This is a genomic window from Streptomyces gilvus (assembly GCF_022513565.1).
Lineage (GTDB): Bacteria > Actinomycetota > Actinomycetes > Streptomycetales > Streptomycetaceae > Streptomyces > Streptomyces gilvus.
Window position 1 is genome coordinate 353,779 of sequence record NZ_JAKWBE010000001.1, and the last position, 22,787, is coordinate 376,565.

Consider the following 22,787-nt stretch of genomic DNA (forward strand, 5'->3'; position numbering starts at 1 on the left):
TGCGAATGCGGGCCGACGCCGTGATCATCGGCGGTGGGGTGACGGGCGTGAGCATCGCCTACCACCTCGCCGCCGCCGGCGTCCGTGACCTCGTCCTCGTCGAACGGGACGAACTCGCCTCCGGCTCCACCTCGAAGGCCGCGGGCGGGGTACGGGCGCAGTTCTCCGACGAGCTCAACATCCAGCTCGGCGCGCGCAGTCTGGAGGCCTTCGGCCGGTTCCAGGAGGAGATCGGCCACGACATCGGGCTGCACCGGGTGGGCTATCTGTTCCTGCTGTCGAGGCCGGAGGAGGTCGCCTCCTTCGAGGCGGGCGTACGGCTGCAGAACTCCCTCGGCGTGCCCAGCCGCCTGATCACCCCGAAGGAGGCCCGCAAGCTGTCGCCGCTGATCAGCACCGACGGCCTGCTCGCCGCCGCCTTCTCGCCGGACGACGGCCACTGCACGCCCGAGGCCGTCGTCCACGGCTACGCCTCCGCCGCCCGCGCCCTGGGCGTGCGCATCCTGCGGCACACCGAGGCCACCGGCATCGAACGGCAGGGCACCGCCGTCACCGCCGTCTCCACCACCCTCGGCCGCATCGCCACCGACACGGTGATCTGCGCGGCCGGCCCCTGGTCCCGGGCGGTCGGCGCGATGGCCGGCGTCCAGCTGCCGGTGGTGCCGCTGCGCCGCCAGATCGCCGTCACACAACCCGTGCCGGGACTGCGGCCCGACCTCCCCATGACGATCGACTTCACCACCAGCCTCTACTTCCACGCCGAGGGCCCCGGACTCCTCCTCGGCATGTCCGACCCCGACGAACAGCCCGGCTTCGCAACCGACCCCCACGACCGCTGGATCCCCCGCCTCGTCGCCGCGATGCAACAGCGCGCCCCGGCGCTGCTCGACCTGCGCCGCACCGGCACCTGGGCGGGTCTGTACGAGATCACCCCGGACCACAACGCCCTGATCGGCGAGGCCGCTTCCGTCTCCCGCTTCCTGTACGCCACCGGCTTCTCCGGGCACGGCTTCCTGCAGGGACCGGCCGTCGGCGAGGTGATCCGCGACCTCTACCTGGGCCGCGTACCCTTCGTGGACGTCAGCCCCTTGAGCGCCGACCGTTTCGCGGCCGACGCCCCGCGCCCGGAGGCCAACCTCGTATGACAGAGCTCCACCTGTGGCTGCGCCACGAGGACCGCACGACCGAACGACGCACACCGGTCGTGCCGTCCGACGCCCGTCGGCTCGTCGAGGCCGGAGTGACGCTGACGGTGGAGGAGTCCCCGCAGCGGATCTTCCCGATCGAGGAGTACGAGGCGGCGGGCTGCGCTCTCGCGCCCGCGGGGACGTGGGTGTCGGCGCCCCGCGACGCCGTGGTCCTGGGCTTGAAGGAACTCCCGGACGGACCAGCGGAACTGATCCATCGTCACGTCTTCTTCGGGCACGCCTACAAGCGGCAGCCGGGAGCGGAGGCCCTGCTGCGGCGGTTCGCCGCCGGGGGAGGCCGACTCCTCGATCTCGAGTACCTGGTGGACGACGACGGCCGCCGGCTGGCCGCCTTCGGCTTCTGGGCCGGCTACCTCGGCGCCGCCCTCGCCGTGCTCCAGCACCGGGGCAGGCTGGTCGCTCCCCTCACGCCCACCACGAAGGAGGAGCTGGACGACAGGCTCCAACGCGCCGAGGGGGACGAGGAGTTCACGGCCCTGGTGATCGGCGCGCTGGGCCGCAGCGGCCGGGGAGCCCGCGTCGCCCTGCACACCGCCGGGATCGAGCCGACCTGCTGGGACCTGGCCGAGACCCGCGACCTGGACCGGTCGGCGCTGCTCGCCCACGACCTCATGGTGAACTGCGTCCTCGCCACCAGCCCGGTCCCGCCCTTCGTGCGCGAGCAGGACCTCGACGACCCCGTCCGCCGCCTGCGCACCCTGTGCGACGTCACCTGCGACGTCGGCTCGCCCCTGAACGTCCTGCCGGTCTACGACCGCACCACCGACTGGACCGATCCGGCCCGACGCCTGCGCAAGGAACCCCCGCTCGACCTCATCGCCATCGACAACCTGCCCTCCCTGCTCCCGCGCGAGTCCAGCACCGACTTCTCCGCGGCGCTGGTCCTGCAGCTGCTGGAGTTCGGGGTGGGCGGGCCGTGGGGCCGCTGTCTGGACCGCTTCCACCAGGCCTGCCGTGAACTCGGCATCGGGGAAGGGGAGTTCCGTGGCTGACCGCGTCGCCGCCGGCGGCACCGTCCACTGGGTCGGCGCCGGACTGTCCACGGGCAGCGGACTGGCCCGGCTCTGCGACAGCGCCCCGCGCGTACGGCTGTGGCACCGCACCGAGGAACGCGCCGCCGAGGCCCTCGGCCGGCTGGGCCTCACCGGACGCGCCGAACCCCGCGCCTACACGCTCCCCACGCTCACCGCCGAACTGGCGCCCGGCGACGTCGTCGTGTCGATGCTGCCCGCACCCGAGCACGCCGGCATCCTGGCGGCCTGCGTGGCCGGCGGCGCCCACTTCGCCTGCTCCAGCTATGTCTCCGACGCCGTCCTGGAGCAGGTCCCGGCGGCGGCGGAGGCCGGCCTGGTCGTCCTCACGGAGGCCGGGCTGGACCCCGGCATAGACCACCTCTTCGCCCACAGCCTCGTCGCCCGCGCCCGCGAGGCCGTCGGCGACGGTACGGCGGCCTCGTACGCCTTCACCTCCTACTGCGGCGGCATCCCCGCCGTCCCGAACGACTTCAGGTACCGCTTCAGCTGGGCACCGGCGGGCGTCCTCAACGCCCTTCGTTCGCCCGCGCGGTACATCGAGGACGGATCGGCGGTCACCGCCGAACGGCCCTGGGAGGTCACCCGGCCGCACGTCCTGGACGGTGAGACCTTCGAGGTGTACCCGAACCGCGACAGCGTCCCCTTCGTCGAGCAGTACGGGCTGCCGGACGCCTGGCAGGCTCGGTCCTTCGTGCGCGGCACGCTGCGGCTGGAGGGCTGGCTACGCGCCTGGGACGCGGTGTTCGAGGAGCTGAAGGCCGGGGACGACGCCCGGATCGCCGCGCTGGCACGGGAGTTGGCCGAGCGCCATCCGACCACGGACGCCGACCGGGACCGGGTCGTGCTCGCCGTGTCACTGGACGTGCGGGCGGGGGAGGGGCGCAGCTGGTCGGGGAGTTACCTCCTCGACCTGGTCGGCGACGCGGAGGAGAGCGCGATGGCTCGCTGCGTCTCCCGTCCCCTGGCCCTGGGCGTCCGCCACATCCTCGACGGCACCCTGCCCGCGGGCCTGAACCGGGCGGCGGAGACGGCCGCCCGGTCGGAGGCCTGGCTCGGTGAACTGGCCGAGGAGGGACTGGAGTTCAGCCTGCGGGCCGACGAGTAGGCGGGCTCAGCCCGTGACCGCCTCGTGCACCAGGCGCCTGAGGTCCGGTATGACCCCGAGCGGGGTCTTCGGCCGGACCTGGGTCATGAACTGCACGGTCAGTTCGCGGCGCGGATCGACCCAGAAGGTCGTCGACGCCGCGCCGCTCCAGCCGTAGGTGCCGAGGCTCGACGGGGTCGGGGTGCGCTCCGGGTCGATGACGACGGAGACGCCGAGGCCGAAGCCGACGCCCTCGTTGTTCGGCTCGTCGTGGACCGGACGGCTGCCGAAGGAGCGCAGGTCGGCGCCGCCGGGCAGATGGTTCTCGGTCATCAGGTCGACCGTCTCGGCCTTCAGCAGACGGACGCCGTCGAGTTCGCCGCGACGGCGCAGGAACTCCATGAAGCGGTGCATGTCGTGCGCCGAGGCCACCATGCCGCCGCTGCCGGACAGCAGACGCGGGCGCCCGCGCAACGGCAGCCCCGGGACCGGCTCGATACCGCAGTCGTCGGTCTCGCCGTACAACTCGGCCAGGCGGGGCGCCTGTTCGTCGGTGACGTGGAATCCGGCGTCGGTCATGCCGAGCGGGCCGAGGACGCGCTCCGCGAAGAACGCGTCGAGCGGCTGCCCCGAGACCACCTCGATCACCCTGCCGAGCACATTGGTGGCCACCGAGTAGTTCCACTCCGTGCCCGGCTCGAACTGCAGCGGCAGACCCGCGTACACGTCGACCGTCTCGGCGAGGGTGGTGCCCGGCACCACCGACGACTCCAGGCCGGCCGCGCGGTAGAGGGCGTCGACGGGGTGGGAGTGGTAGAAGCCGAAGGTCAGGCCCGCGGTGTGGGTCAGCAGGTGGCGGATCAGGATCGGCCCGGACGCCGGGCGGGTGCGGACATCGGCCCCGGAGCCGCTCTCGTACACCCGCGGCTCGGCGAAGGCCGGCAGGTACCGGGCGAGCGGGTCGTCCAGGGAGAGCCGGCCCTCCTCGACGAGGATCAGGGCGGCGACGGTGGTGACCGGCTTGGTCATGGAGTAGATCCGCCACAGGGTGTCCGGCTCGACGGGCAGCCCGGCCGCGACGTCGCGCAGGCCGTGGGTGGTGAGGTGGGCGACATGTCCGGCGCGGGCCACGGCCACCAGGTAGCCGGGCAGGCGTCCCTCGTCGACGAAGTGGGCGAGATGCTGGTCCAGGCGGTCCAGCGCCTTCACGTCCAGCCCGGCCTCTTCCGGGTCCGCCTCTTGTCGCAGCTGTGCCATCGCTCTCCTCCGAATGCGCTCGTCGAAGCCCGGCGCGGCGTGCTCCGTCCCACGGGCCCCGGAACTCATCGTCGCGCAGGAACAGCGGCCCGGTCCCCCTCTTGACCGGGATTGATCGCTGGGAGGGAACGTTTTGGCAGAGCGTTTCCCGCCACCGCGACGGGAATGCGAAGCACCGCCGGACGGGTTGACTGCCGTATGACTCAGGACACACTGCTCGAGCTGCTCTCCGAACAACGTGGCGGAGTGCTGGTCACCCTCAAGCGCGACGGCCGCCCCCAGCTGTCGAACGTCAGCCACCACTACTACCCGCAGGAGGGCATCGTCCGGATCTCGGTCACGGACGACCGCGCCAAGACCCGCAATCTGCGCCGGGACCCGCGCGCCTCGTACCACGTCTCCAGCCCGGACCGCTGGGCCTACACGGTCGTCGAGGGCACAGCGGAGCTCTCGCCCGTCGCCAAGGATCCCCAGGACGACACGGTCGAGGAACTGATCCGGCTCTACCGGGACATCCTGGGCGAGCACCCCGACTGGGACGACTACCGCGCCACGATGATCCGTGACGGCCGGCTGGTGGTGCGCCTGAAGGTGGACCACGCGTACGGCATCCCGAAGCGCGCCGACCAGGGCTGAGGGTCACGAGGGCCAGCGGGACGGCGGCTGTCGCGGGTACGGCGCCTCGAACGTCCCTGTGCGCCTCGCCGCCCAGCACGCCGCCTCACTGGCGGCTGACGGTCCGGGTGACGCCGGTGACGACCGTGGTGGCCAGGATCCACCCGGTGATGATCAGGGCGTAGGCGAGGTACTGGTACCAGCCGCTCGGCGCGAAGGCGTCCTCCTGGCCGAAGGAGATCACCGGCAGGAGCAGGTCGAGGGTGTAGAACACCGGGTTGAAGTGCGGGGCCTCCGACGCCTTGAGCGGGTGCGGGTGGTGCAGGGCGTACGCGAGCGAGCCGACGGCCAGCAGCGACAAAAGCCACCCGGCGGCGCGCAGCGGGTGGAAGCCGTAGCCGACGGTGGCGTCCTGCATGTAGCCCCAGGCGCGGCCGTACCAGGCGCGGGTCGAGCGCAGCCGGCGCTGCCTGGCGAGGAGGACGAGCCGTGCGGCGTGGTCGTCGCCGACCCGGCGGTAGGCGGCCGACAGCTGTTCGTAGGCGTGCGGGACATAGCCGTCGCCGTCCCGGTCCAGCATGGGCAGGCGGCGTTCGGCGGGCACGTGCGGGGTGAGCGAGGTGTAGACGAGGTCGCCCAGGAACACCTCGGCGGGCAGTATCTCCGGTTCCAGGAACAGGACTTCGATCTGGGCGCGGCGCAGGTTGAGGGCGCCTTCCATGGGCGGCCCCTTGCGCAGCCACAGCTCCCCGATGCCGCAGCTGCTCGCCCGCAGGGCGGTGTCTCCGGGGTTCGCCAGCCGTGCGTACGACAGGTCGAACCGGCCGGCGACGCGGGCGCCGCGCAGACCGATCCAGCCGTCGCTGTGCGCCCGCCGCATCAGGAGGTCGCCCTGCACCGCCAGGGTCTCACCGTCGAGGACCGCGCCGCCCGGACGGTTGAGCCGGGCGTCGTTCAGCCGTACCGACCCGGCGATCTCGGCCCCGTTGAGGCGTATCTCGCCGTCCGCCCGCAGTCCGGGCGCCCACAGATCGTCGCCGACGCTGACGTGGTTGAGGTGGAGGGCGCCCTCGGAGCCGTCCTCTGGCGCCGAGAACCGGGCGCGGTCCAGGAACAGCGCCCCCGCTATGTGCGCCCCGCCCAGCCGCACCGGCCCCCGGAACCGGCAGTCCGTGAGCCGCAGCACCCCCTCGACCCGGACCGTCGCCGCGGACAGCCCGGGCAGCACCGAGTCGCTCAGGTTGAGCTGCCGCAGCCGCGCGCCGTACAGCTGCGGGACCTCCTCGAAGTGGCAGTGGCTGAGCCGGACCGCGTGGTCGGTCGTGCCGTACCGCAGGTCGAGGACGCCGGTGATCCGGGCGCCGTCCACCTTCAGCGCGGCTATCTCACCCGGCTCCTCGGGCCCGTTGAGCAGCAGGGCCCGCAACACGGTCGCCCGCAGGGTCCGTTCGGGGCCCCACCGCACGCCCTCGGCCGGGTCCTCGTCGCCGCCCGCAGCGAAGTCGACCGCTTCCCCCGTGGCGAACGCCCGCCACACCCGCCGCTCGGCCGGCGTCAGTTCGTTGATCTCCACAGGGCGGGACTCTAACGCCCCCGCACGACAGCCGCCCGGGCCACGACACCAACGCGTCCGCTCACCGCGGGTGTTGAGCGAACGCGGAGGGATGCGTGGCCCGGGCCGGGAGGGCTACGGCCGGGTGTTCCACTCGGCGACGACCGGGCGGCCGTGCTCGGTCGACAGGCGGCTGACCGTGCCCGTGGAGAGCTGGAACAGCCGTCCCTCGGTGGGCGGCAGACCCAGTCGGCGGGCGGTCAGGACGCGCAGGAAGTGGGCGTGCGCGACGAGGATCACGTCCCCCGTTCGGTGGGCGAGGGCCGTGTCCACCCGGGCCAGCACGCGGTCGGCGCGGTCACCCACTTCGGCCGGGGACTCGCCGGGGTGCCCGTCGGGGCCGGGTGGGACGCCGTCCCGCCACAGGTCCCAGTCGGGGCGGGTGCGGTGGATCTCGTCGGTGGTGATGCCCTCGTAGCCGCCGTAGTCCCACTCGTGCAGGTCGGGCTCGATCACGGGAGAGGGGACGCCCGCGAGTTCGGCGGTGCGTAGCGCGCGGCCGAGCGGGCTGGTCAGGGCGAGTGCGCAGGTCCGCTGCGAGAGGAGGGGAGCGAGGGACTTGGCCTGCTCCTCACCGTGCTGGGTGAGGGGCAGGTCGGTGAAGCTGGTGTGCTGTCCGGAAACGCTCCACTCCGTCTCGCCGTGGCGGACCAGGAGAAGGTCCCCCACGGACTTGCTACTCCTTCGACTCGACGGCGTGGCCGCCGAACTGGTTGCGCAGCGCCGCGATCATCTTCATCTGCGGGGAGTCGTCCTGGCGGGAGGCGAACCGCGCGAACAGGGAGGCCGTGATCGTCGGCAGCGGGACGGCGTTGTCGATGGCCGCCTCGACCGTCCAGCGTCCCTCACCGGAGTCCTGCGCGAAGCCCTTGAGCTTGTCGAGGTGCTCGTCCGCGTCGAGGGCGTTGACCGCCAGGTCCAGCAGCCAGGAACGGATGACCGTGCCCTCCTGCCAGGACCGGAAGACCTCGCGGACGCTGTCCACCGAGTCGACCTTCTCCAGCAGCTCCCAGCCCTCGGCGTAGGCCTGCATCATGGCGTACTCGATGCCGTTGTGGACCATCTTCGAGAAGTGCCCGGCGCCCACCTTGCCCGCGTGGACATAGCCGTACGGGCCCTCGGGCTTGAGCGCCTCGAAGATCGGGTGGAGCCGCTCGACGTGCTCCTTGTCGCCGCCGACCATCAGCGCGTAGCCGTTCTGCAGGCCCCACACACCGCCGGAGACACCCGCGTCGACGAAGCCGATGCCCTTGGCGCCCAGTTCCTCGGCGTGCTTCTCGTCGTCCGTCCAGCGGGAGTTGCCGCCGTCGACGACCGTGTCGCCGGGGGAGAGGAGGGTGCCGAGCTCGTCGACGACCGACTGGGTGGCGGCGCCGGCCGGGACCATCACCCAGACCACGCGCGGGGCTTCCAGCTTGTCGACCAGTTCGGCGAGGCTCGTCGCGTCGGAGAGGTCGGGGTTGCGGTCGTAGCCGATGACGGTGTGGCCGGCGCGGCGGATCCGCTCGCGCATGTTGCCGCCCATCTTGCCGAGACCGATGAGACCGAGTTGCATTGTCACTTGCCTTCCTTGAGGTCGCGGTAGGCGGCCACGAGTGCGGTGGTGGAGGGGTCGAGGCCCGGGACGTCCGCGCCTTCGGTCAGGGCGGGCTCGACGCGCTTGGCGAGCACCTTGCCGAGCTCGACGCCCCACTGGTCGAAGGAGTCGATGTTCCAGATCGCGCCCTGGACGAACACCTTGTGCTCGTAGAGGGCGATCAGCTGGCCGAGGACCGACGGGGTCAGCTCGCGCGCCAGGATGGTCGTGGTGGGGTGGTTGCCCCGGAAGGTGCGGTGCGCGACCTGCTCCTCGGGCACACCCTCCGCGCGCACCTCGTCGGCGGTCTTGCCGAAGGCGAGCGCCTGGCCCTGTGCGAACAGGTTGGCCATCAACAGGTCGTGCTGCGCCTTGAGTTCGGCGCTCAGTTCGTCCACCGGGCGGGCGAAGCCGATCAGGTCCGCCGGGATCAGCTTGGGGCCCTGGTGGATCAACTGGTAGTAGGCGTGCTGCCCGTTGGTGCCGGGCGTGCCCCACACCACCGGCCCGGTCTGCCACTCCACAGGGCGCCCGTCGCGCTGCACCGACTTGCCGTTGGACTCCATGTCCAGCTGCTGCAGATACGCCGTGAACTTGGAGAGGTAGTGCGAGTACGGCAGCACGGCGTGCGACTGGGCGTCGTGGAAGTTGCCGTACCAGACGCCCAACAGGCCCAGGATCAGCGGGGCGTTGGCCTCCGCCGACGCGTTCTGGAAGTGCTCGTCGACGATCCGGAAGCCGTCCAGCATCTCGCGGAAGCGGTCCGGACCGATGGCGATCATCAGGGAGAGGCCGATCGCCGAGTCGTACGAGTACCGTCCGCCGACCCAGTCCCAGAACTCGAACATGTTGTCCGGGTCGATGCCGAACTCGGTGACCTTGCCGGCGTTCGTCGACAGGGCGACGAAGTGCTTCGCGACCGCCTTGTCGTCGCGGAGACCGTCGGGGCCCTCCAGCAGCCAGGAACGGGCCGAGGTCGCGTTGGTGATCGTCTCGATCGTGGTGAACGTCTTGGAGGCGACGATGAACAGCGTCTCCGCCGGGTCCAGGTCGCGCACCGCCTCGTGCAGGTCGGCGCCGTCCACGTTGGACACGAAGCGGAAGGTCGACTCCCGTGCCGTGAAGGCCCGCAGGGCCTCGTACGCCATCGCGGGCCCGAGGTCCGAACCGCCGATGCCGATGTTGACGACGTTGCGGATCCGCTTGCCGGTGTGGCCGGTCCACTCGCCGGAGCGGACCCGCTCGGCGAAGCCGCTCATCTGGTCCAGCACGGCGTGCACCTTCGGCACGACGTTCTCGCCGTCGACCTCGACCACCGCGTCCCGCGCCGCCCGCAGTGCGGTGTGCAGGACGGCCCGGTCCTCGGTGAGGTTGATCCGCTCGCCGCGGAACATGGCGTCACGCAGCCCGAACACGTCGGTGGCGGCGGCCAGTTCCTGGAGCAGGGCCAGGGTCTCGTCGGTGATCAGGTGCTTGGAGTAGTCGATGCGCAGATCGCCCACGCGGACGACGTACCGCTCCGCACGCCCGGGGTCCGTGTCGAACAGCTCCCGCAGCCGGGGTTCGCCCTGGGCGCGGTGGTCCTCCAGGGCGGTCCACTCGGGACGGCGGGTGAGGCTTGGGGTGTCGGACATGTCAGACGGTCTCCTTCGCGCTCTCGCCGCGCAGGGCGATCGCGTACATCTCGTCGGCGTCCAGGCGGCGCAGCTCCTCGGCGATGAGCTCGGAGGTGGAGCGGACCTTCAGGGCGAGGGTGCGGGAGGGCTGGCCCGGCAGGGACAGCGTGGCCAGCGGGCCCTCGGGGCGGTCGATGACGATCTCGCCGTCGGCGGTGCCCAGGCGCACGGCGGTGACGACCGGGCCGGCCGTGACGACACGGTCGATCCGCACGTTCAGCCGCGCCTCCAGCCAGCGCGCCAGCAGCTCGGCGGCAGGGTTCTCGGCCTCGGCCTCCACCGCGCCCGAGACGATCTGCGCCCGCGCCTGGTCCAGGGCGGCGGCCAGCATCGAGCGCCAGGGCGTCAGCCGGGTCCAGGCGAGGTCGGTGTCACCGGGCGCGTAGGAACGGACCCGGGTCTCCAGCGCCTCGAGGGGGTTCTCCACGGCGTACAGGTCGGTGATCCTGCGCTGGGCCAGCGCGCCCAGCGGGTCCTTCGAGGGGACCTCGGGCGCGTCCACCGGCCACCACACCACGACGGGCGCGTCCGGCAGCAGCAGCGGCAGCACCACCGAGTCGGCGTGGTCGGACACCTCGCCGTAGGTGCGCAGCACGACCGTCTCACCGGTGCCGGCGTCGGAGCCCACGCGCACCTCGGCGTCCAGCTTGGAGGCGACGCGGTCGCGCGGGGTGCGGGCCTGCCGCCTGATGACGACCAGGGTGCGCGAGGGGTGCTCGTGCGAGGCCTCCTCGGCCGCCTTGATCGAGTCGTAGGCGTTCTCCTCGTCCGTGACGATCACCATCGTCAGGACCATGCCCACGGCAGGCGTACCGATGGCGCGGCGACCCTGCACCAGCGCCTTGTTGATCTTGCTTGCCGTGGTGTCGGTCAGGTCGATCTTCATGGCCTGCGCCAGCTCCGTCCGTCTCGTGCGAGCATCTCGTCGGCTTCCTCGGGTCCCCAGCTGCCCGAGGCGTACTGCGCGGGCTTGCCGTTCTTCGCCCAGTACTCCTCGATCGGGTCGAGGATCTTCCAGGACTCTTCCACTTCCTGGTGGCGGGGGAAAAGGTTGGCGTCGCCGAGCAGTACGTCCAGGATGAGCCGCTCGTACGCCTCCGGGCTGGACTCGGTGAAGGACTCGCCGTAGGCGAAGTCCATCGACACGTCCCGGATCTCCATCGAGGTGCCCGGCACCTTGGAGCCGAACCGGACCGTCATGCCCTCGTCCGGCTGGACGCGGATGACGATCGCGTTCTCGCCGAGCTCCTCCGTGGCGGTGGAGTCGAAGGGCGAGTGCGGGGCGCGCTGGAAGACGACGGCGATCTCGGTGACCCGGCGGCCCAGCCGCTTGCCGGTGCGCAGGTAGAACGGGACGCCCGCCCAGCGGCGGTTGTCGACGTTCAGCTTGACGGCCGCGTAGGTGTCGGTCGTGGAGGACGGGTCGATGCCGTCCTCCTCCAGGTAGCCCCGGACCTTCTCGCCGCCCTGCCAGGCCGCGGCGTACTGTCCGCGCACGGTGTGGGCGCCGAGGTTCTCCGGCAGCTTCACGGCCTTGAGGACCTTCAGCTTCTCGGTGAGCAGCGACTCGGCGTCGAAGGCGGCCGGCTCCTCCATGGCGGTCAGCGCCATCAGCTGCAGCAGGTGGTTCTGGATGACGTCACGGGCCGAGCCGATGCCGTCGTAGTATCCGGCGCGGCCGCCGATGCCGATGTCCTCGGCCATCGTGATCTGGACGTGGTCGACGAAGGACCGGTTCCAGATCGGCTCGTACATCTCGTTGGCGAAGCGGAGCGCCAGGATGTTCTGGACGGTCTCCTTGCCGAGGTAGTGGTCGATGCGGAAGACCTGGTCCGGCTCGAACACGTCGTGCACGACCCGGTTCAGCTCACGGGCGCTGGCGAGGTCGCGGCCGAACGGCTTCTCGATGACCGCGCGCCGCCAGGCGCCCTCGCGCGCGTTCGCCAGGCCGTGCTTCTTCAGCTGCTGGACGACCTTCGGGAAGAACTTCGGCGGCACGGAGAGGTAGAAGGCGAAGTTGCCCCCGGTGCCGCGGGAGGCGTCCAGCTCCTCGACGGCCGACTTCAGCTGCTTGAAGGCGGTGTCGTCGTCGAAGTCGCCGGGGATGAACCGCATGCCCTCGGCGAGCTGCTGCCAGACCTCCTCACGGAACTCGGTGCGCGCGTGCTCGCGGACCGCGTCATGCACGACCTGGGCGAAGTCCTGGTCCTCCCAGTCCCGGCGGGCGAACCCGACGAGCGAGAAGCCCGGCGGCAGCAGACCGCGGTTGGCCAGGTCGTAGACGGCCGGCATCAGCTTCTTGCGGGAGAGGTCACCGGTGACGCCGAAGATGACCAGGCCGGAGGGGCCGGCGATACGGGGCAGGCGCCGGTCGCGCGGGTCGCGCAGCGGGTTCTCCCAGTCGACGGTGGCGGGGATCTCGGTCATTCCGCGTCCACTCCCTTGCTGTCCAGGGACTTGGCGACGGCGTCCAGCAGGTCCTGCCAGGCCGTCTCGAACTTGGCGACACCCTCGTCCTCGAGCTGCCGCACGACCTCCTCGTACGAGATCCCGAGGGCCTCCACTGCGGCCAGGTCGGCGCGCGCCTGCGCGTAGCCGCCGGTCACCGTGTCACCGGTGATCCCGCCGTGGTCGGCGGTGGCGTCGAGGGTGGCCTCCGGCATCGTGTTCACGGTGCCCGGGGCGACCAGCTCGTCCACGTACAGGGTGTCCTTGTACGCCGGGTCCTTCACGCCGGTGGACGCCCACAGCGGGCGCTGCCGGTTGGCGCCGGCTCCGGCGAGGGCGGTCCAGCGGTCCGACGACCGGGACGGGTCGCCGGCGGAGCCGAACACCTCTTCATAAGCCTGGTACGCCAGCCGCGCGTTCGCCAGCGCGGCCCGGCCCTTGAGGACGGTCGACTCGGGGGAGCTCAGGGCCGTCAGCCGCTTGTCGATCTCGGAGTCGACACGGGAGACGAAGAAGGAGGCCACCGAGTGGATGGCGGCGAGGTCGAGGCCCCTGGCCTGCGCCTTCTCCAGGCCTGCGAGGTAGGCGTCCATGACCTCGCGGTAGCGCTCCAGGGAGAAGATCAGCGTGACGTTGACGCTGATGCCGAGGCCGATGACCTCGGTGATCGCCGGGAGGCCGGCCCGGGTCGCCGGGATCTTGATCATGACGTTGGGCCGGTCGACGAGCCAGGAGAGCTGCTTGGCCTCGGCGACGGTGGCCCTGGTGTCGTGGGCCAGACGCGGGTCGACCTCGATGGAGACCCGGCCGTCCCGGCCGCCGGTCGCGTCGTACACGGGCCGCAGGACGTCGGCGGCGGCGCGGACGTCGGCGGTGGTCATCATCCGTACGGCCTCGTCGACCGTCACGCCGCGCACGGCCAGGTCGGCGAGCTGCTCCTCGTAGCCCTCGCCGGAGCCGATGGCGGCCTGGAAGATGGACGGGTTGGTGGTGACCCCGACGACGTGCTTGTCGCGGACGAGCTCGGCGAGGTTGCCGGTCTCGATCCGCCCGCGCGAGAGGTCGTCCAGCCAGATGGAGACGCCTTCGTCGCTGAGGCGCTTCAGTGCTCCCGCGGTGGCGGTTGCTTCGGTCATGGTACTGATCATCTTCTTTCTGGCGATCGGATCAACCGCGGGCGGCGGCGATGCCTGTCGTTGAACTGAACACAGCCTTGGCCGTCGCGGCGACGTTCTCAGGCGTGAAGCCGAACTCGGTGAACAGGGTCTTCGCGTCGGCGGAGGCGCCGAAGTGCTCCAGGGAGACGATGCGTCCCGCGTCACCCGTGAAGCGGTACCACGTCAGGCCGATGCCCGCCTCCACCGCGACGCGGGCCTTCACCGACGGCGGAAGCACGCTCTCCCGGTACTCCCGGGACTGCTCCTCGAACCACTCCACCGACGGCATCGACACCACGCGGGTGCCGATCCCCTCGGCCTCCAGCTGCTCCCGCGCGGCGACGGCGAGCTGCACCTCGGAGCCGGTGGCGATGATGATCACGTCCGGGGTCGCCTTCGAGGACTCCTTCAGCACGTAACCGCCCTTCGCCGCATCGGGGTTGGGCGCGTACGTCGGTACGCCCTGACGGGTGAGCGCGAGTCCGTGCGGGGCCGGGTCGGTGGCGTGGCGCTTGAGGATCTCGGCCCAGGCGACGGCGGTCTCGTTGGCGTCGGCCGGGCGGACCACGTTCAGACCGGGGATCGCGCGCAGGGCGGCCAGGTGTTCGACCGGCTGGTGCGTCGGACCGTCCTCGCCGAGGCCGACGGAGTCGTGCGTCCACACGTAGGTCACCGGCAGCTGCATCAGCGCCGACATCCGCACCGCGTTGCGCATGTAGTCGGAGAACACCAGGAAGGTGCCGCCGTAGACGCGGGTGTTGCCGTGCAGGGCGATCCCGTTCATCTCCGCGGCCATGGAGAACTCACGGATGCCGAAGTGGACGGTACGGCCGTACGGGTCGGCCTCGGGCAGCGGGTTGCCCTTCGGCAGGAAGGAGCTGGTCTTGTCGATGGTGGTGTTGTTGGAGCCGGCCAGGTCGGCGGAGCCGCCCCACAGCTCGGGCAGCACGGCGCCCAGCGACTGCAGCACCTTGCCGGAGGCGGCGCGGGTGGCGACCGACTTGCCCTCCTCGAAGACCGGCAGCGCCTCCTCCCAGCCCTCGGGCAGCCGGCCGGCCACGACCCGGTCGAACAGCTCGGCGCGCCGCGGGTCGGCGCCGCGCCACTTGTCGAGCTGCTTGTCCCAGGCCGCGTGCGCCTCGGCGCCGCGGTCCAGGGCCTGGCTGGTGTGGGCGAGCACGTCGGCGTCGATCTGGAAGGACTGCTCGGGGTCGAAGCCGAGGACGCGCTTGGTGGCGGCCACCTCGTCGGCGCCGAGCGCGGAGCCGTGGGAGGCCTCGGTGTTGCGGGCGTTCGGCGCGGGCCAGGCGATGATCGTGCGCATCGCGACGATGGAGGGCCGGCCGGTCTCGGCCTGGGCGGCCCTGAGCGCCGCGTACAGGGCCGGTACGTCGATGTCGCCGTCCTCGGCGGGCTCGACGCGCTGGGTGTGCCAGCCGTAGGCCTCGTACCGCTTCAGGACGTCCTCGGAGAAGGCGGTCGCGGTGTCGCCCTCGATGGAGATGTGGTTGTCGTCGTAGAGGAAGACCAGGTTGCCGAGCTTCTGGTGCCCGGCGAGGGAGGAGGCCTCGGCGGAGACGCCCTCCTCCAGGTCGCCGTCGGAGACGATCGCCCAGATGGTGTGGTCGAAGGGGGAGGTGCCCTCGGGGGCCTCGGGGTCGAACAGACCGCGCTCGTAGCGGGCGGCCATCGCCATGCCGACGGCGTTGGCGACGCCCTGGCCGAGCGGACCGGTGGTGGTCTCCACGCCCGCCGTGTGGCCGTACTCGGGGTGACCGGGCGTCTTGGACCCGTGGGTCCTGAAGGCCTTCAGGTCGTCGAGTTCGAGCTCGTACCCGGCCAGGAACAGCTGGGTGTAGAGCGTCAGCGAGGTGTGGCCGGGGGAGAGGACGAAACGGTCCCGGCCGGTCCACTCGGGGTCCGCGGGATCGTGGCGCATCAGCTTCTGAAAGATCGTGTAGGCGGCCGGGGCGAGGGCCATCGCGGTGCCCGGGTGGCCGTTGCCGACCTTCTGTACGGCGTCGGCGGCCAGCAGCCGAGCGGTGTCGACGGCGCGTCGGTCGAGTTCGGTCCATTCGAAGCGGTCCGGTGTCTGCGTGCTCATCTTCAAGAAGTCCTCGATCGCAGCGGTGGTTCTGGCCTGGCGCGTTCAAACTTAAAAGTCTGACTTTTACGGTGGTAGGTCCTCGTGTGCCAGCCTGTGGTGAAAGTGGGACACCGAGAGCACCAGCCGGGCGGCGTGAGAGGGACATGGCGGACAGAACCATCCAAGGCGGCGACGGTGACGGGGGCGTGGACGTGATCAGAACGTTCCCCTTCCCGGTCGAGCTGAGTGTGCGCGGGGTCGGCATGCAGGTCGGCCCGATGGGGGCCGGCCGCACCTGGCACGCGGATGCCCCGCTGCACCGCGTCCATCGCATCGACTTCCATGTCGTGATGCTCTTCGACGACGGCCCCGTCCGCCACATGATCGACTTCGCCGAGTACGAGGCGACGGCGGGGGACGTGCTGTGGATCCGCCCGGGGCAGGTCCACCGGTTCCCGAATGCCAGCGAGTACCGCGGAACCGTGCTGACCATGCAGCCCGGCTTCCTGCCCCGTGCCACGGTGGAGGCGACGGGCCTGTACCGCTACGACCTTCCGCCCCTGCTCCGCCCGGACGACGCCCAACTGGCCGCCCTGCGCTCGGCCCTGACCCAGCTGCGATACGAGTACGAGGACACCACGACCCTTCCGCTGAGTCTTCACACGGCGGTCCTGCGCCACTGTCTGACGGCGTTCCTGCTCCGTCTCGCCCATCTGGCGGCGAGTTCGGCCCAGGGGGCCGGCGGTCCGTCCGACACGACCTTCACCCTCTTCCGGGACGCCGTGGAGAAGGGCTTCGCCACCAACCACAGCGTCAGCGCCTACGCCGACTCCCTCGGCTACTCCCGCCGCACCCTCGTCCGCGCGGTCCGCGCCGCCACGGGCGAGACCCCCAAGGGCTTCATCGACAAACGGGTCGTGTTGGAGGCCAAGCGCCTCCTGGCCCACACCGACCTCCCGATCGGCCGCGTCGGCGCGGCCGTCGGCTTCCCGGACGCCGCGAACTTCTCCAAGTTCTTCCAGCAGCACACGGACATGACACCGGCGGCGTTCCGCGCGGAGATGCACTGAGGAGGGGCTCCACGCCCAAGACGTGGAGCCCCTCCTCTGGTGAACCGCGCTGTCAGTGACCGAAGTCGAACCAGTTCAGGTTCACGAAGTCCGCCGGCTGGCCGCTGGAGAAGGTCAGATAGACGTCGTGGGTGCCGGTGACCGCACTGATGTTGGCCGGGATCGTCGTCCAGGACTGCCAGCCGCCGGTGTTGGCGACGGCGAAGCTGCCGACGGGCGTGCTGGTGGCGCTGTCGAGGCGTACCTGGACCAGGCCGCTCACCCCGCTCGCCGCGCCGCTGGCCACGCGGGCGTAGAACTGGGTGGCCGCCGTGGAGCCGAAGTCGACGCCCTTGTAGAGGGCCCAGTCGCCGTTGGCGATGTAGCCGACGTCCTGTCCGCCGCCGGTGTCCGAGGTGGTCTCGGTGCTGACGCCGGACTGGCTGTCGTACGACTCCGCCTGGATGGGGCTGTAGGCGTCACGGTTGCCGGACGGCGGAGTGGTGGTACCGCTCCCACTGGACGACAGCACCTGGACGTAGTCCACCAGCATCGGATGCCCCGACTCGGTGGCGCTGGTCGGACCGCCGCCGAACGCGGCCGGGAAGGCGCCGCCCATCGCCACGTTCAGGATGACGAAGAAGCCGTGGTTGGTGGCGTTGGCCCAGGTCGTCGCGTCCACCTGACTGGCCGTCACCGTCTGGTAGTTGACGCCGTCGACGTAGAAGCGGATCGCCTCGGGGCTGACCGAGCGGTCCCACTCCATGGTGTAGGTGTGGAAGCCCGACTGGCAGGTGGTGTTGGGGCAGGCCGTCGAATTGCCCAGGCCCGTCGTCTCGTTGCAGGGGCCGCCCGAGGCCGTGCCGCAGTGCATGGTGGCCCAGGTCTTGTTGATGCCGTTGACGTTCTCCATGATGTCGAGCTCGCCGACGCTCGGCCAGTTCTGGTAGTTGCCGCGGTAGGGCGCGCCCAGCATCCAGAACGCCGGCCAGTAGCCGGCCGCCGCGTTCCCGGTGACGTTGGGCATCTGGATCCGGGCCTCGACGCGCAGCTTGCCGCCCGCCGGGGGCTGGAAGTCGGTGCGGTTGGTCTCGATACGGCCCGAGGTCCAGTTTCCGGCCGCGTCCCGGATCGGGGTGATCTTCAGGTTGCCGCTGCCGTCGAGGGCGACGTTGCTGGTGCTGCTGGTCATCGTCTCGACCTCGGAGGTGCCCCAGTTGGCGGGGCCGCCCGGATACGAAGTGCCGGTGTCGTACTGCCAGTTGGAGGTGGAGACGCCGGTGCCGGCCGAGCCGTTGAAGTCGTCGAGGAAGACCTGGGTCCAGCCCGACGGGGGTGTGGGGGCGGAGGCGTCGGCGGACTGGGTGGCGGCCGTGGCGAGCGCGGCCGCCAGGCCGAGCGTGCTGAGGACGGCGACGAGCGCGCGTCGCCGTCTCGGTATGCCGGAGCTTGCACTCATGGGGGTGCCTCTCGGGTACGGGGATGGCTGCGGGTGCCGAGTGAGAGCGCTCTCAAAGTGGCCCCAATGTGCTCCCGCCCACACCGGCCGTCAAGACTTAAAACAAGGAAAGTCCTTCCGGTGCGGGTGAGTTCACCCCATGAATGCCGTTTGTGCCAGGGCCTGGAACAGGTCCTAAACGGCGCTCCCCGCCTTCCACTCCGACCACGACAGGTTCCAGCCGTTGAGCCCGTTGGCCGGATCGACCGTTTTCTCGCCGGAGTTCCTGACGATGACGACATCGCCGAGCATCGAGCTCTTGTAGAACTTGTAGCCGTCCACGGAGGGGTCGTTCGCGCCCTTCGCGTCGTGCAGACCGACGCAGCCGTGACTGGTGTTCTCATGGCCGAAGACCGAGGTGGACGCCCAGTAGTTGCCGTGCACGAAGGTGCCGGAGGTGGTCAGGCGCTGGGCGTGCGGCACGTCCGGGATGTCGTACTCGTCGCCGAGGCCGACCGTGGAGGCCTGCATGCGGGTCTGCTTGAACCGCTCGCTGATCACCATGATCCCGGACCAGGTGGTGTGCTGGGCGTTGCCGCCGGAGACCGGGTAGGTGGCGATGGTCTTTCCGTCCCGCTTGACCACCATCTCCTTGCTCGACAGATCCACGGTGCTGATCTGGGCGCGGCCGATGTGGAAGGTGACGTCCTTGTGCTGGACGCCGTAGACGCCCTCGGCGCCCTGGACGTCCTTGAGGCGCAGGCTGAGGGTGATCTTCGTGCCGGGCGCCCAGTACGTCTCGGGCCGGAAGTCCAGCCGGGTGTCGCCGAACCAGTGGCCGACCACCTCGACGGCGGGCTCGGCGGTGACCGTGATGGCCTTCTGCACGGCCGCCCTGTCCTGCACGGCGTGCGTGAAGTTGATCGACACGGGCATGCCGACGCCGGAGGTCGAGTCCGCCTCGGGCGTGAAGTAGCCGACGAAGGTCTCGCCGGGCGACTTCGTGGTGAAGGTCGCCGTCTGCGCAGAGGCGCCCTCCGGAGTGGCGGTCACCGTGTACTTCGTGCCCGAGTAAGGGTTCCTCGCGGACGTCCACCTGGTCCTGGCCGCGTTGAACGAACCGGCCAGTGTCGAGCCGTCGTTGCCGGTGACCTTCACCGACGCGAGCGTGCCGTCGGTCACGGTGACCTCGACCGGGCTCGCGAAGCCGGCCTTCCTGGTGCCGTCGGCGGGGGTGACCGACACCGTCGGCCTTCTCGCCGCCGCCTTCGCGGACGCGCCGGGCGACGCCGTGCCCTCGGAGGCGCCCGCCGAACCGCTGCACCCCGTCAGTACGGCGGCGGCCGGTACGACGCCGAGCGCGCCGAGCACACCGCGCCGGGACCACCTCCCCGAGGGCTGCTGGGACCGGTTCGATATGTGCGAGACGCCCACGTCAGGCCTTCCTGGGATTTCCACCTTGTCCGGATGCATCCTGCGCCGCGCAGATTTGCTGGTCCTTTGAAAGCCCGGGCGGCTTCCTGAGATTCCGGTGAGGACTCCCCGGCGGCCCGGCCGTCTCCGTGCATTCCCGCGCCGAACCAGGGCGACTTCGCACCCGCGCGGCGATCCGCGGGATCCAGGAGCACGGGGACCTGAGCGGCTCCTCGGACAAGGGCCGTTCCGGTAATCCCGAGGAGCGGAGGCGTGCGCCTCGCCGGTGAGCGGGATGTGCGGCCCGCGGCTCTACGGCTCCTTCGGCGGCTGCCAGCCCAGGGCTCGGGAGATTCCTCGGGCCGCGAGGCGGACCGCCGGTATGAGGACCGGGATCTGGGCGTCGGCCTGCGGTACCACCACCGACACCGCGGCCGTCACCGTGCCGCCCGGTCCGCGCACCGGTGCGGCCACCGACAGGGCGTCGTCGGTGACCTGCCGGCCGCTCACCGCGACCCCCGTGCGCCGTACCTCGGCCAGCACCCGGCGCAGCCGTGCCGGGTCGGTGATGGTGTACGGCGTGAAGGACGCGAGCGGGCCCGCGCAGTACTCGTCCTGGGAGTCCGGGTCCGCGTGCGCCAGCAGCGCGAGCCCGACCCCCGTGGCGTGCAGCGGCCAGCGCGCGCCGACCCGGATGTGCACGCCGACCGCCGACCGCCCCGACAGCCACTCGATGTAGACGACCTCGTCCCCGTCCCGCACCGCCATCTGCACGTTCTCGTGGGTGGCCTCGTACAGGTCCTCCAGGTACGGCAGCGCGATCTGCCGCAGCGCCAGTCCGCGCGGGGCCAGGGCCGCGACCTCCCAGAGGCGGAGCCCGACGTGGTAGACGCCGGACGCGTCCCGCTCCAGCGCGCCCCAGTCGGTGAGCGCGCCGACGAGGCGGTGCGCGGTGGTGAGGGTCAGCCCGGCCCGCCGGCTGATGTCCGTCAGGGACAGCGCCGGGTGCTCGTGGTCGAACGCGGCGAGCACGGACAGCAGCCGGTCGGGGGCGGAGCGGAGGGTCATGGCCGGGCGTCCCCCGGGTGCGCGAGGTCGTAGGGGCGGGGGTAGGGGGCGGGGCGGTAGTCGACGTACCGGGCCGCGGACGTCGAATCCTCGTGCACGGCACGGGAGTTGAGGATCGCCGGTGAGGTGTCCCAGCGGCCCGTGCCGAGGCGGTGCTCCAGGGTGTGCAGCGCCCCGAGCATCTCGCCGGACGTGAAGGCGCAGTGTCCGGGGCCGTCGACATAGGCCTGGCTGAGCAGCCGGCCGGAGCCGGCCGCGGTGGCGGCCCGCCGGTAGGCGCTCTCGGCCTGGACCGGGATCAGTGCGTCGCCGGTGGTGTGGATGTCGAGCTGCGGGTCGCTCAGCCGGCCGCCGAACACGCTGGTGCGCCGCATCCACCGCACGGCCGCGGGATCGGCGGAGATCCGGGGGGCGCGGTTCAGCGCCGCGAGGTCGGTGCGCAAGGACACTCCCGCCTCCTTGTAGAGCTCCGTCACCTCTTTGTACAGCGGGGACCGGCCCAGCATCGCGGTGTAGTCGACGCCGGTGTTCCAGGACATGTTGCCCCCGGCCCGGCTCTCCGCCTCCTGCCGCCAGCTGAAGGCGGGCAGCTGCAGCAGACCGGAGACGGCCGCGTACTGGTCGGCCTCCTGGCCGCTCCAGTCCGTCGGGCCCGGCTTCGTCTGTGAGGGGTCGTTGTAGCCGGGGATGTTGTGCAGCGCGGCGGCGAGCGCGATGCGGGCGCGGCCGGCGGCGCTCTGCTGGGCCGCGGAGACCTTCGAGGTGAGGGACTTGGCCGCGCTCACGGCTGCCGCCTGGTCGGCGAAGCCGGTGAGCGGGATGTCCTCGCCGGGTGCGAGCAGGGTCCGCAGGGCGAAGACGGGGTCGAGGGTGCTGTTCCAGTTGGCGACCCCGCCCTGGACCAGCCCGCACATCGACAGCGAGCCGTCGAAGCGGTCCGCGTGCCGCTCGGCGAGGGTCGTGGTGACCAGGCCGCCGTAGGAGGTGCCCCAGGCGATGGTCCGCCGGGCGGTGCCGAACCTCTCGGTGAACAGGTCGAGGGTGGCGAGCTGGTCGGGGACCGCCCGCGTCACCGCCCAGCCGGTCGTGGCGTACGAGGAGCCGATGAGCGCGTAACCCTCGGCGAGCAGCTTGCCGGCGGTGGTGGCGTCGGGGGAGTCCTGTGCCGGGTTGGGTACGCCCGCGGGCCGGTAGCCGTGGCTGTAGAGCAGCACGGTGCCGTTCCAGTGGGCGGGCAGGTCCATCAAGTACGTTGCGCCCGAGGGTAGTTGCCCTTCCACGTGGGCGTCGGTGGCCGCCTGGGCGGGTACGGCGGCGGCCGCGCCCAGGGTGAGGGTCAGGGCGGCGAGGCAGATGCGGGTCTTCACGTGAGGTCCCTTCCGGTGGGGCGTGCGGGACGAAACCCCGGTGAAGTTAGGCACCTATTCCTCGCCAGTCAACAACTTGCACAACATCAGCCATCGGCGGCGAGATGCGGCATCAGCCCAGTCCGTCCTCGGCGATCCGCTGCAGCAGCGTGTGCAGCGTCTCCCGCTCGGCCGGATCGAGGGGGCCCAGCAGGTCGTTGGTCACGCGCAGGCCCGCCTCGTCCGTGTCGCGCAGGAAGGCGCGGCCGTCCCCGGTCAGGACGACGATGCGGCTGCGGCGGTCGTCGGGGGAGGGGCGGCGCTCGGCGAAGCCCAGCTTCTCCAGGTCGTCGACCAGGCCGACGATCGCGCTCGGGTCGTATCCGAGCCGGGTGCTCAGCTCGCGCTGCAGGGCCCCCTCGGAGCCGGCGAGGAAGCGCAGGACGGCGTAGTGCCGCAGCCGCAGCCCCGACTCCTGCAGGAACGTGTTGAACAACTGCCCCGAGCGCAGACCGAGCCGGTAGAGCAGATAGCCCGTGTCCGCGTGCAGGGCGCGCATCCAGGGCTCGTCCGCGTCGATCGAGGCGGCGTTCTTGGCGTGCTGTCGGCTGATGACGGGCTCCCTGGTCTCGGCCCCGCAAGCGGGCGCTTCTCGGTGCAGATTCCAGCATGTCCCACCCGGAGGTCGCCAACAACTATTGACGCCAACAATTATTGCTC

General features: G+C 71.2%; 19 protein-coding genes. 5 read left to right on the top strand and 14 right to left on the bottom strand.

Going from position 1 to position 22,787, the window contains the following annotated elements; genetic code table 11:
• Positions 1 to 5 precede the first annotated feature (5 nt).
• The 3 genes from MKW14_RS01595 to MKW14_RS01605 are packed head-to-tail and all read left to right on the top strand — an operon-like array spanning position 6 to position 3,347.
• A complete protein-coding gene (locus MKW14_RS01595) occupies positions 6 to 1,145 on the top strand; it encodes an NAD(P)/FAD-dependent oxidoreductase (RefSeq protein WP_240858279.1) in 1,140 nt (379 codons plus the stop codon).
• The gene (locus tag MKW14_RS01600) at positions 1,142 to 2,200 is read left to right on the top strand and encodes a saccharopine dehydrogenase (RefSeq protein WP_240858280.1); all 1,059 of its coding nucleotides are present in this window, start codon (positions 1,142 to 1,144) and stop codon (positions 2,198 to 2,200) included. The genes MKW14_RS01595 and MKW14_RS01600 overlap by 4 nt, the downstream gene beginning before the upstream one ends.
• Complete coding sequence (locus MKW14_RS01605) at positions 2,193 to 3,347, top strand: saccharopine dehydrogenase family protein (protein ID WP_240858281.1); 1,155 nt, start codon at positions 2,193 to 2,195, stop codon at positions 3,345 to 3,347. Before MKW14_RS01600 ends, MKW14_RS01605 begins: the two co-directional genes overlap by 8 nt.
• A gap of 6 nt (positions 3,348 to 3,353) precedes the next feature.
• Here MKW14_RS01605 and MKW14_RS01610 read toward each other — a convergent pair whose 3' ends face one another.
• The gene (locus tag MKW14_RS01610; protein WP_240858282.1) at positions 3,354 to 4,583 is read right to left on the bottom strand and encodes a serine hydrolase domain-containing protein; all 1,230 of its coding nucleotides are present in this window, start codon (positions 4,581 to 4,583) and stop codon (positions 3,354 to 3,356) included.
• A 198-nt stretch (positions 4,584 to 4,781) separates the two neighbouring features.
• Here MKW14_RS01610 and MKW14_RS01615 point away from each other — a divergent pair, with 198 nt between their 5' ends.
• A complete protein-coding gene (locus MKW14_RS01615; RefSeq protein WP_240858283.1) occupies positions 4,782 to 5,219 on the top strand; it encodes a PPOX class F420-dependent oxidoreductase in 438 nt (145 codons plus the stop codon).
• 85 nt (positions 5,220 to 5,304) lie between these two features.
• On the opposite strand, the gene MKW14_RS01620 is transcribed toward MKW14_RS01615, so the two are convergent.
• From MKW14_RS01620 to tkt, 8 genes are all read right to left on the bottom strand, one after another.
• Positions 5,305 to 6,771: a membrane-associated oxidoreductase gene (locus MKW14_RS01620; protein ID WP_240858285.1), complete on the bottom strand. Its 1,467-nt coding sequence runs from the start codon at positions 6,769 to 6,771 to the stop codon at positions 5,305 to 5,307.
• A gap of 114 nt (positions 6,772 to 6,885) precedes the next feature.
• Positions 6,886 to 7,479 (bottom strand): histidine phosphatase family protein, encoded by a 594-nt coding sequence (locus tag MKW14_RS01625; RefSeq protein ID WP_240858286.1) that lies wholly within the window; start codon positions 7,477 to 7,479, stop codon positions 6,886 to 6,888.
• 7 nt (positions 7,480 to 7,486) lie between these two features.
• Positions 7,487 to 8,365 carry a phosphogluconate dehydrogenase (NAD(+)-dependent, decarboxylating) gene (gene gnd, locus MKW14_RS01630; protein WP_240858287.1) on the bottom strand — a complete coding sequence of 293 codons (879 nt, stop codon included), beginning with the start codon at positions 8,363 to 8,365 and terminating at the stop codon, positions 7,487 to 7,489.
• Between the two features lie 2 nt (positions 8,366 to 8,367).
• Complete coding sequence (gene pgi, locus MKW14_RS01635) at positions 8,368 to 10,020, bottom strand: glucose-6-phosphate isomerase (RefSeq protein WP_240858288.1); 1,653 nt, start codon at positions 10,018 to 10,020, stop codon at positions 8,368 to 8,370.
• A gap of 1 nt (position 10,021) precedes the next feature.
• Positions 10,022 to 10,948, bottom strand: coding sequence for a glucose-6-phosphate dehydrogenase assembly protein OpcA (gene opcA / locus MKW14_RS01640; RefSeq protein ID WP_240858289.1), 927 nt, complete (start codon positions 10,946 to 10,948; stop codon positions 10,022 to 10,024).
• Positions 10,945 to 12,489 carry a glucose-6-phosphate dehydrogenase gene (zwf, locus tag MKW14_RS01645; RefSeq protein WP_240858291.1) on the bottom strand — a complete coding sequence of 515 codons (1,545 nt, stop codon included), beginning with the start codon at positions 12,487 to 12,489 and terminating at the stop codon, positions 10,945 to 10,947. The genes opcA and zwf overlap by 4 nt, the downstream gene beginning before the upstream one ends.
• A complete protein-coding gene (gene tal / locus MKW14_RS01650) occupies positions 12,486 to 13,655 on the bottom strand; it encodes a transaldolase (protein WP_240858913.1) in 1,170 nt (389 codons plus the stop codon). The genes zwf and tal overlap by 4 nt, the downstream gene beginning before the upstream one ends.
• Positions 13,656 to 13,677: 22 nt before the next feature.
• Complete coding sequence (gene tkt / locus MKW14_RS01655; RefSeq protein WP_240858292.1) at positions 13,678 to 15,771, bottom strand: transketolase; 2,094 nt, start codon at positions 15,769 to 15,771, stop codon at positions 13,678 to 13,680.
• Positions 15,772 to 15,917: 146 nt separating this feature from the next.
• Between tkt and MKW14_RS01660 the strand changes: the two genes are divergently transcribed.
• Entirely contained in the window at positions 15,918 to 16,823 is a 906-nt protein-coding gene (locus tag MKW14_RS01660) for a helix-turn-helix transcriptional regulator (protein WP_240858293.1), read from the top strand.
• Between the two features lie 52 nt (positions 16,824 to 16,875).
• Here MKW14_RS01660 and MKW14_RS01665 read toward each other — a convergent pair whose 3' ends face one another.
• From MKW14_RS01665 to MKW14_RS01685, 5 genes are all read right to left on the bottom strand, one after another.
• Positions 16,876 to 18,261 (bottom strand): glycoside hydrolase family 16 protein, encoded by a 1,386-nt coding sequence (locus MKW14_RS01665; RefSeq protein WP_240858294.1) that lies wholly within the window; start codon positions 18,259 to 18,261, stop codon positions 16,876 to 16,878.
• 174 nt (positions 18,262 to 18,435) lie between these two features.
• A complete protein-coding gene (locus tag MKW14_RS01670) occupies positions 18,436 to 19,674 on the bottom strand; it encodes a L,D-transpeptidase (RefSeq protein WP_240858295.1) in 1,239 nt (412 codons plus the stop codon).
• A gap of 291 nt (positions 19,675 to 19,965) precedes the next feature.
• Positions 19,966 to 20,721, bottom strand: coding sequence for an IclR family transcriptional regulator (locus tag MKW14_RS01675; RefSeq protein ID WP_240858297.1), 756 nt, complete (start codon positions 20,719 to 20,721; stop codon positions 19,966 to 19,968).
• Entirely contained in the window at positions 20,718 to 22,088 is a 1,371-nt protein-coding gene (locus tag MKW14_RS01680; RefSeq protein WP_374116522.1) for a prolyl oligopeptidase family serine peptidase, read from the bottom strand. The genes MKW14_RS01675 and MKW14_RS01680 overlap by 4 nt, the downstream gene beginning before the upstream one ends.
• 112 nt (positions 22,089 to 22,200) lie before the next feature.
• Complete coding sequence (locus tag MKW14_RS01685; protein ID WP_240858298.1) at positions 22,201 to 22,626, bottom strand: MarR family winged helix-turn-helix transcriptional regulator; 426 nt, start codon at positions 22,624 to 22,626, stop codon at positions 22,201 to 22,203.
• Between the last annotated feature and the right edge of the window lie 161 nt (positions 22,627 to 22,787).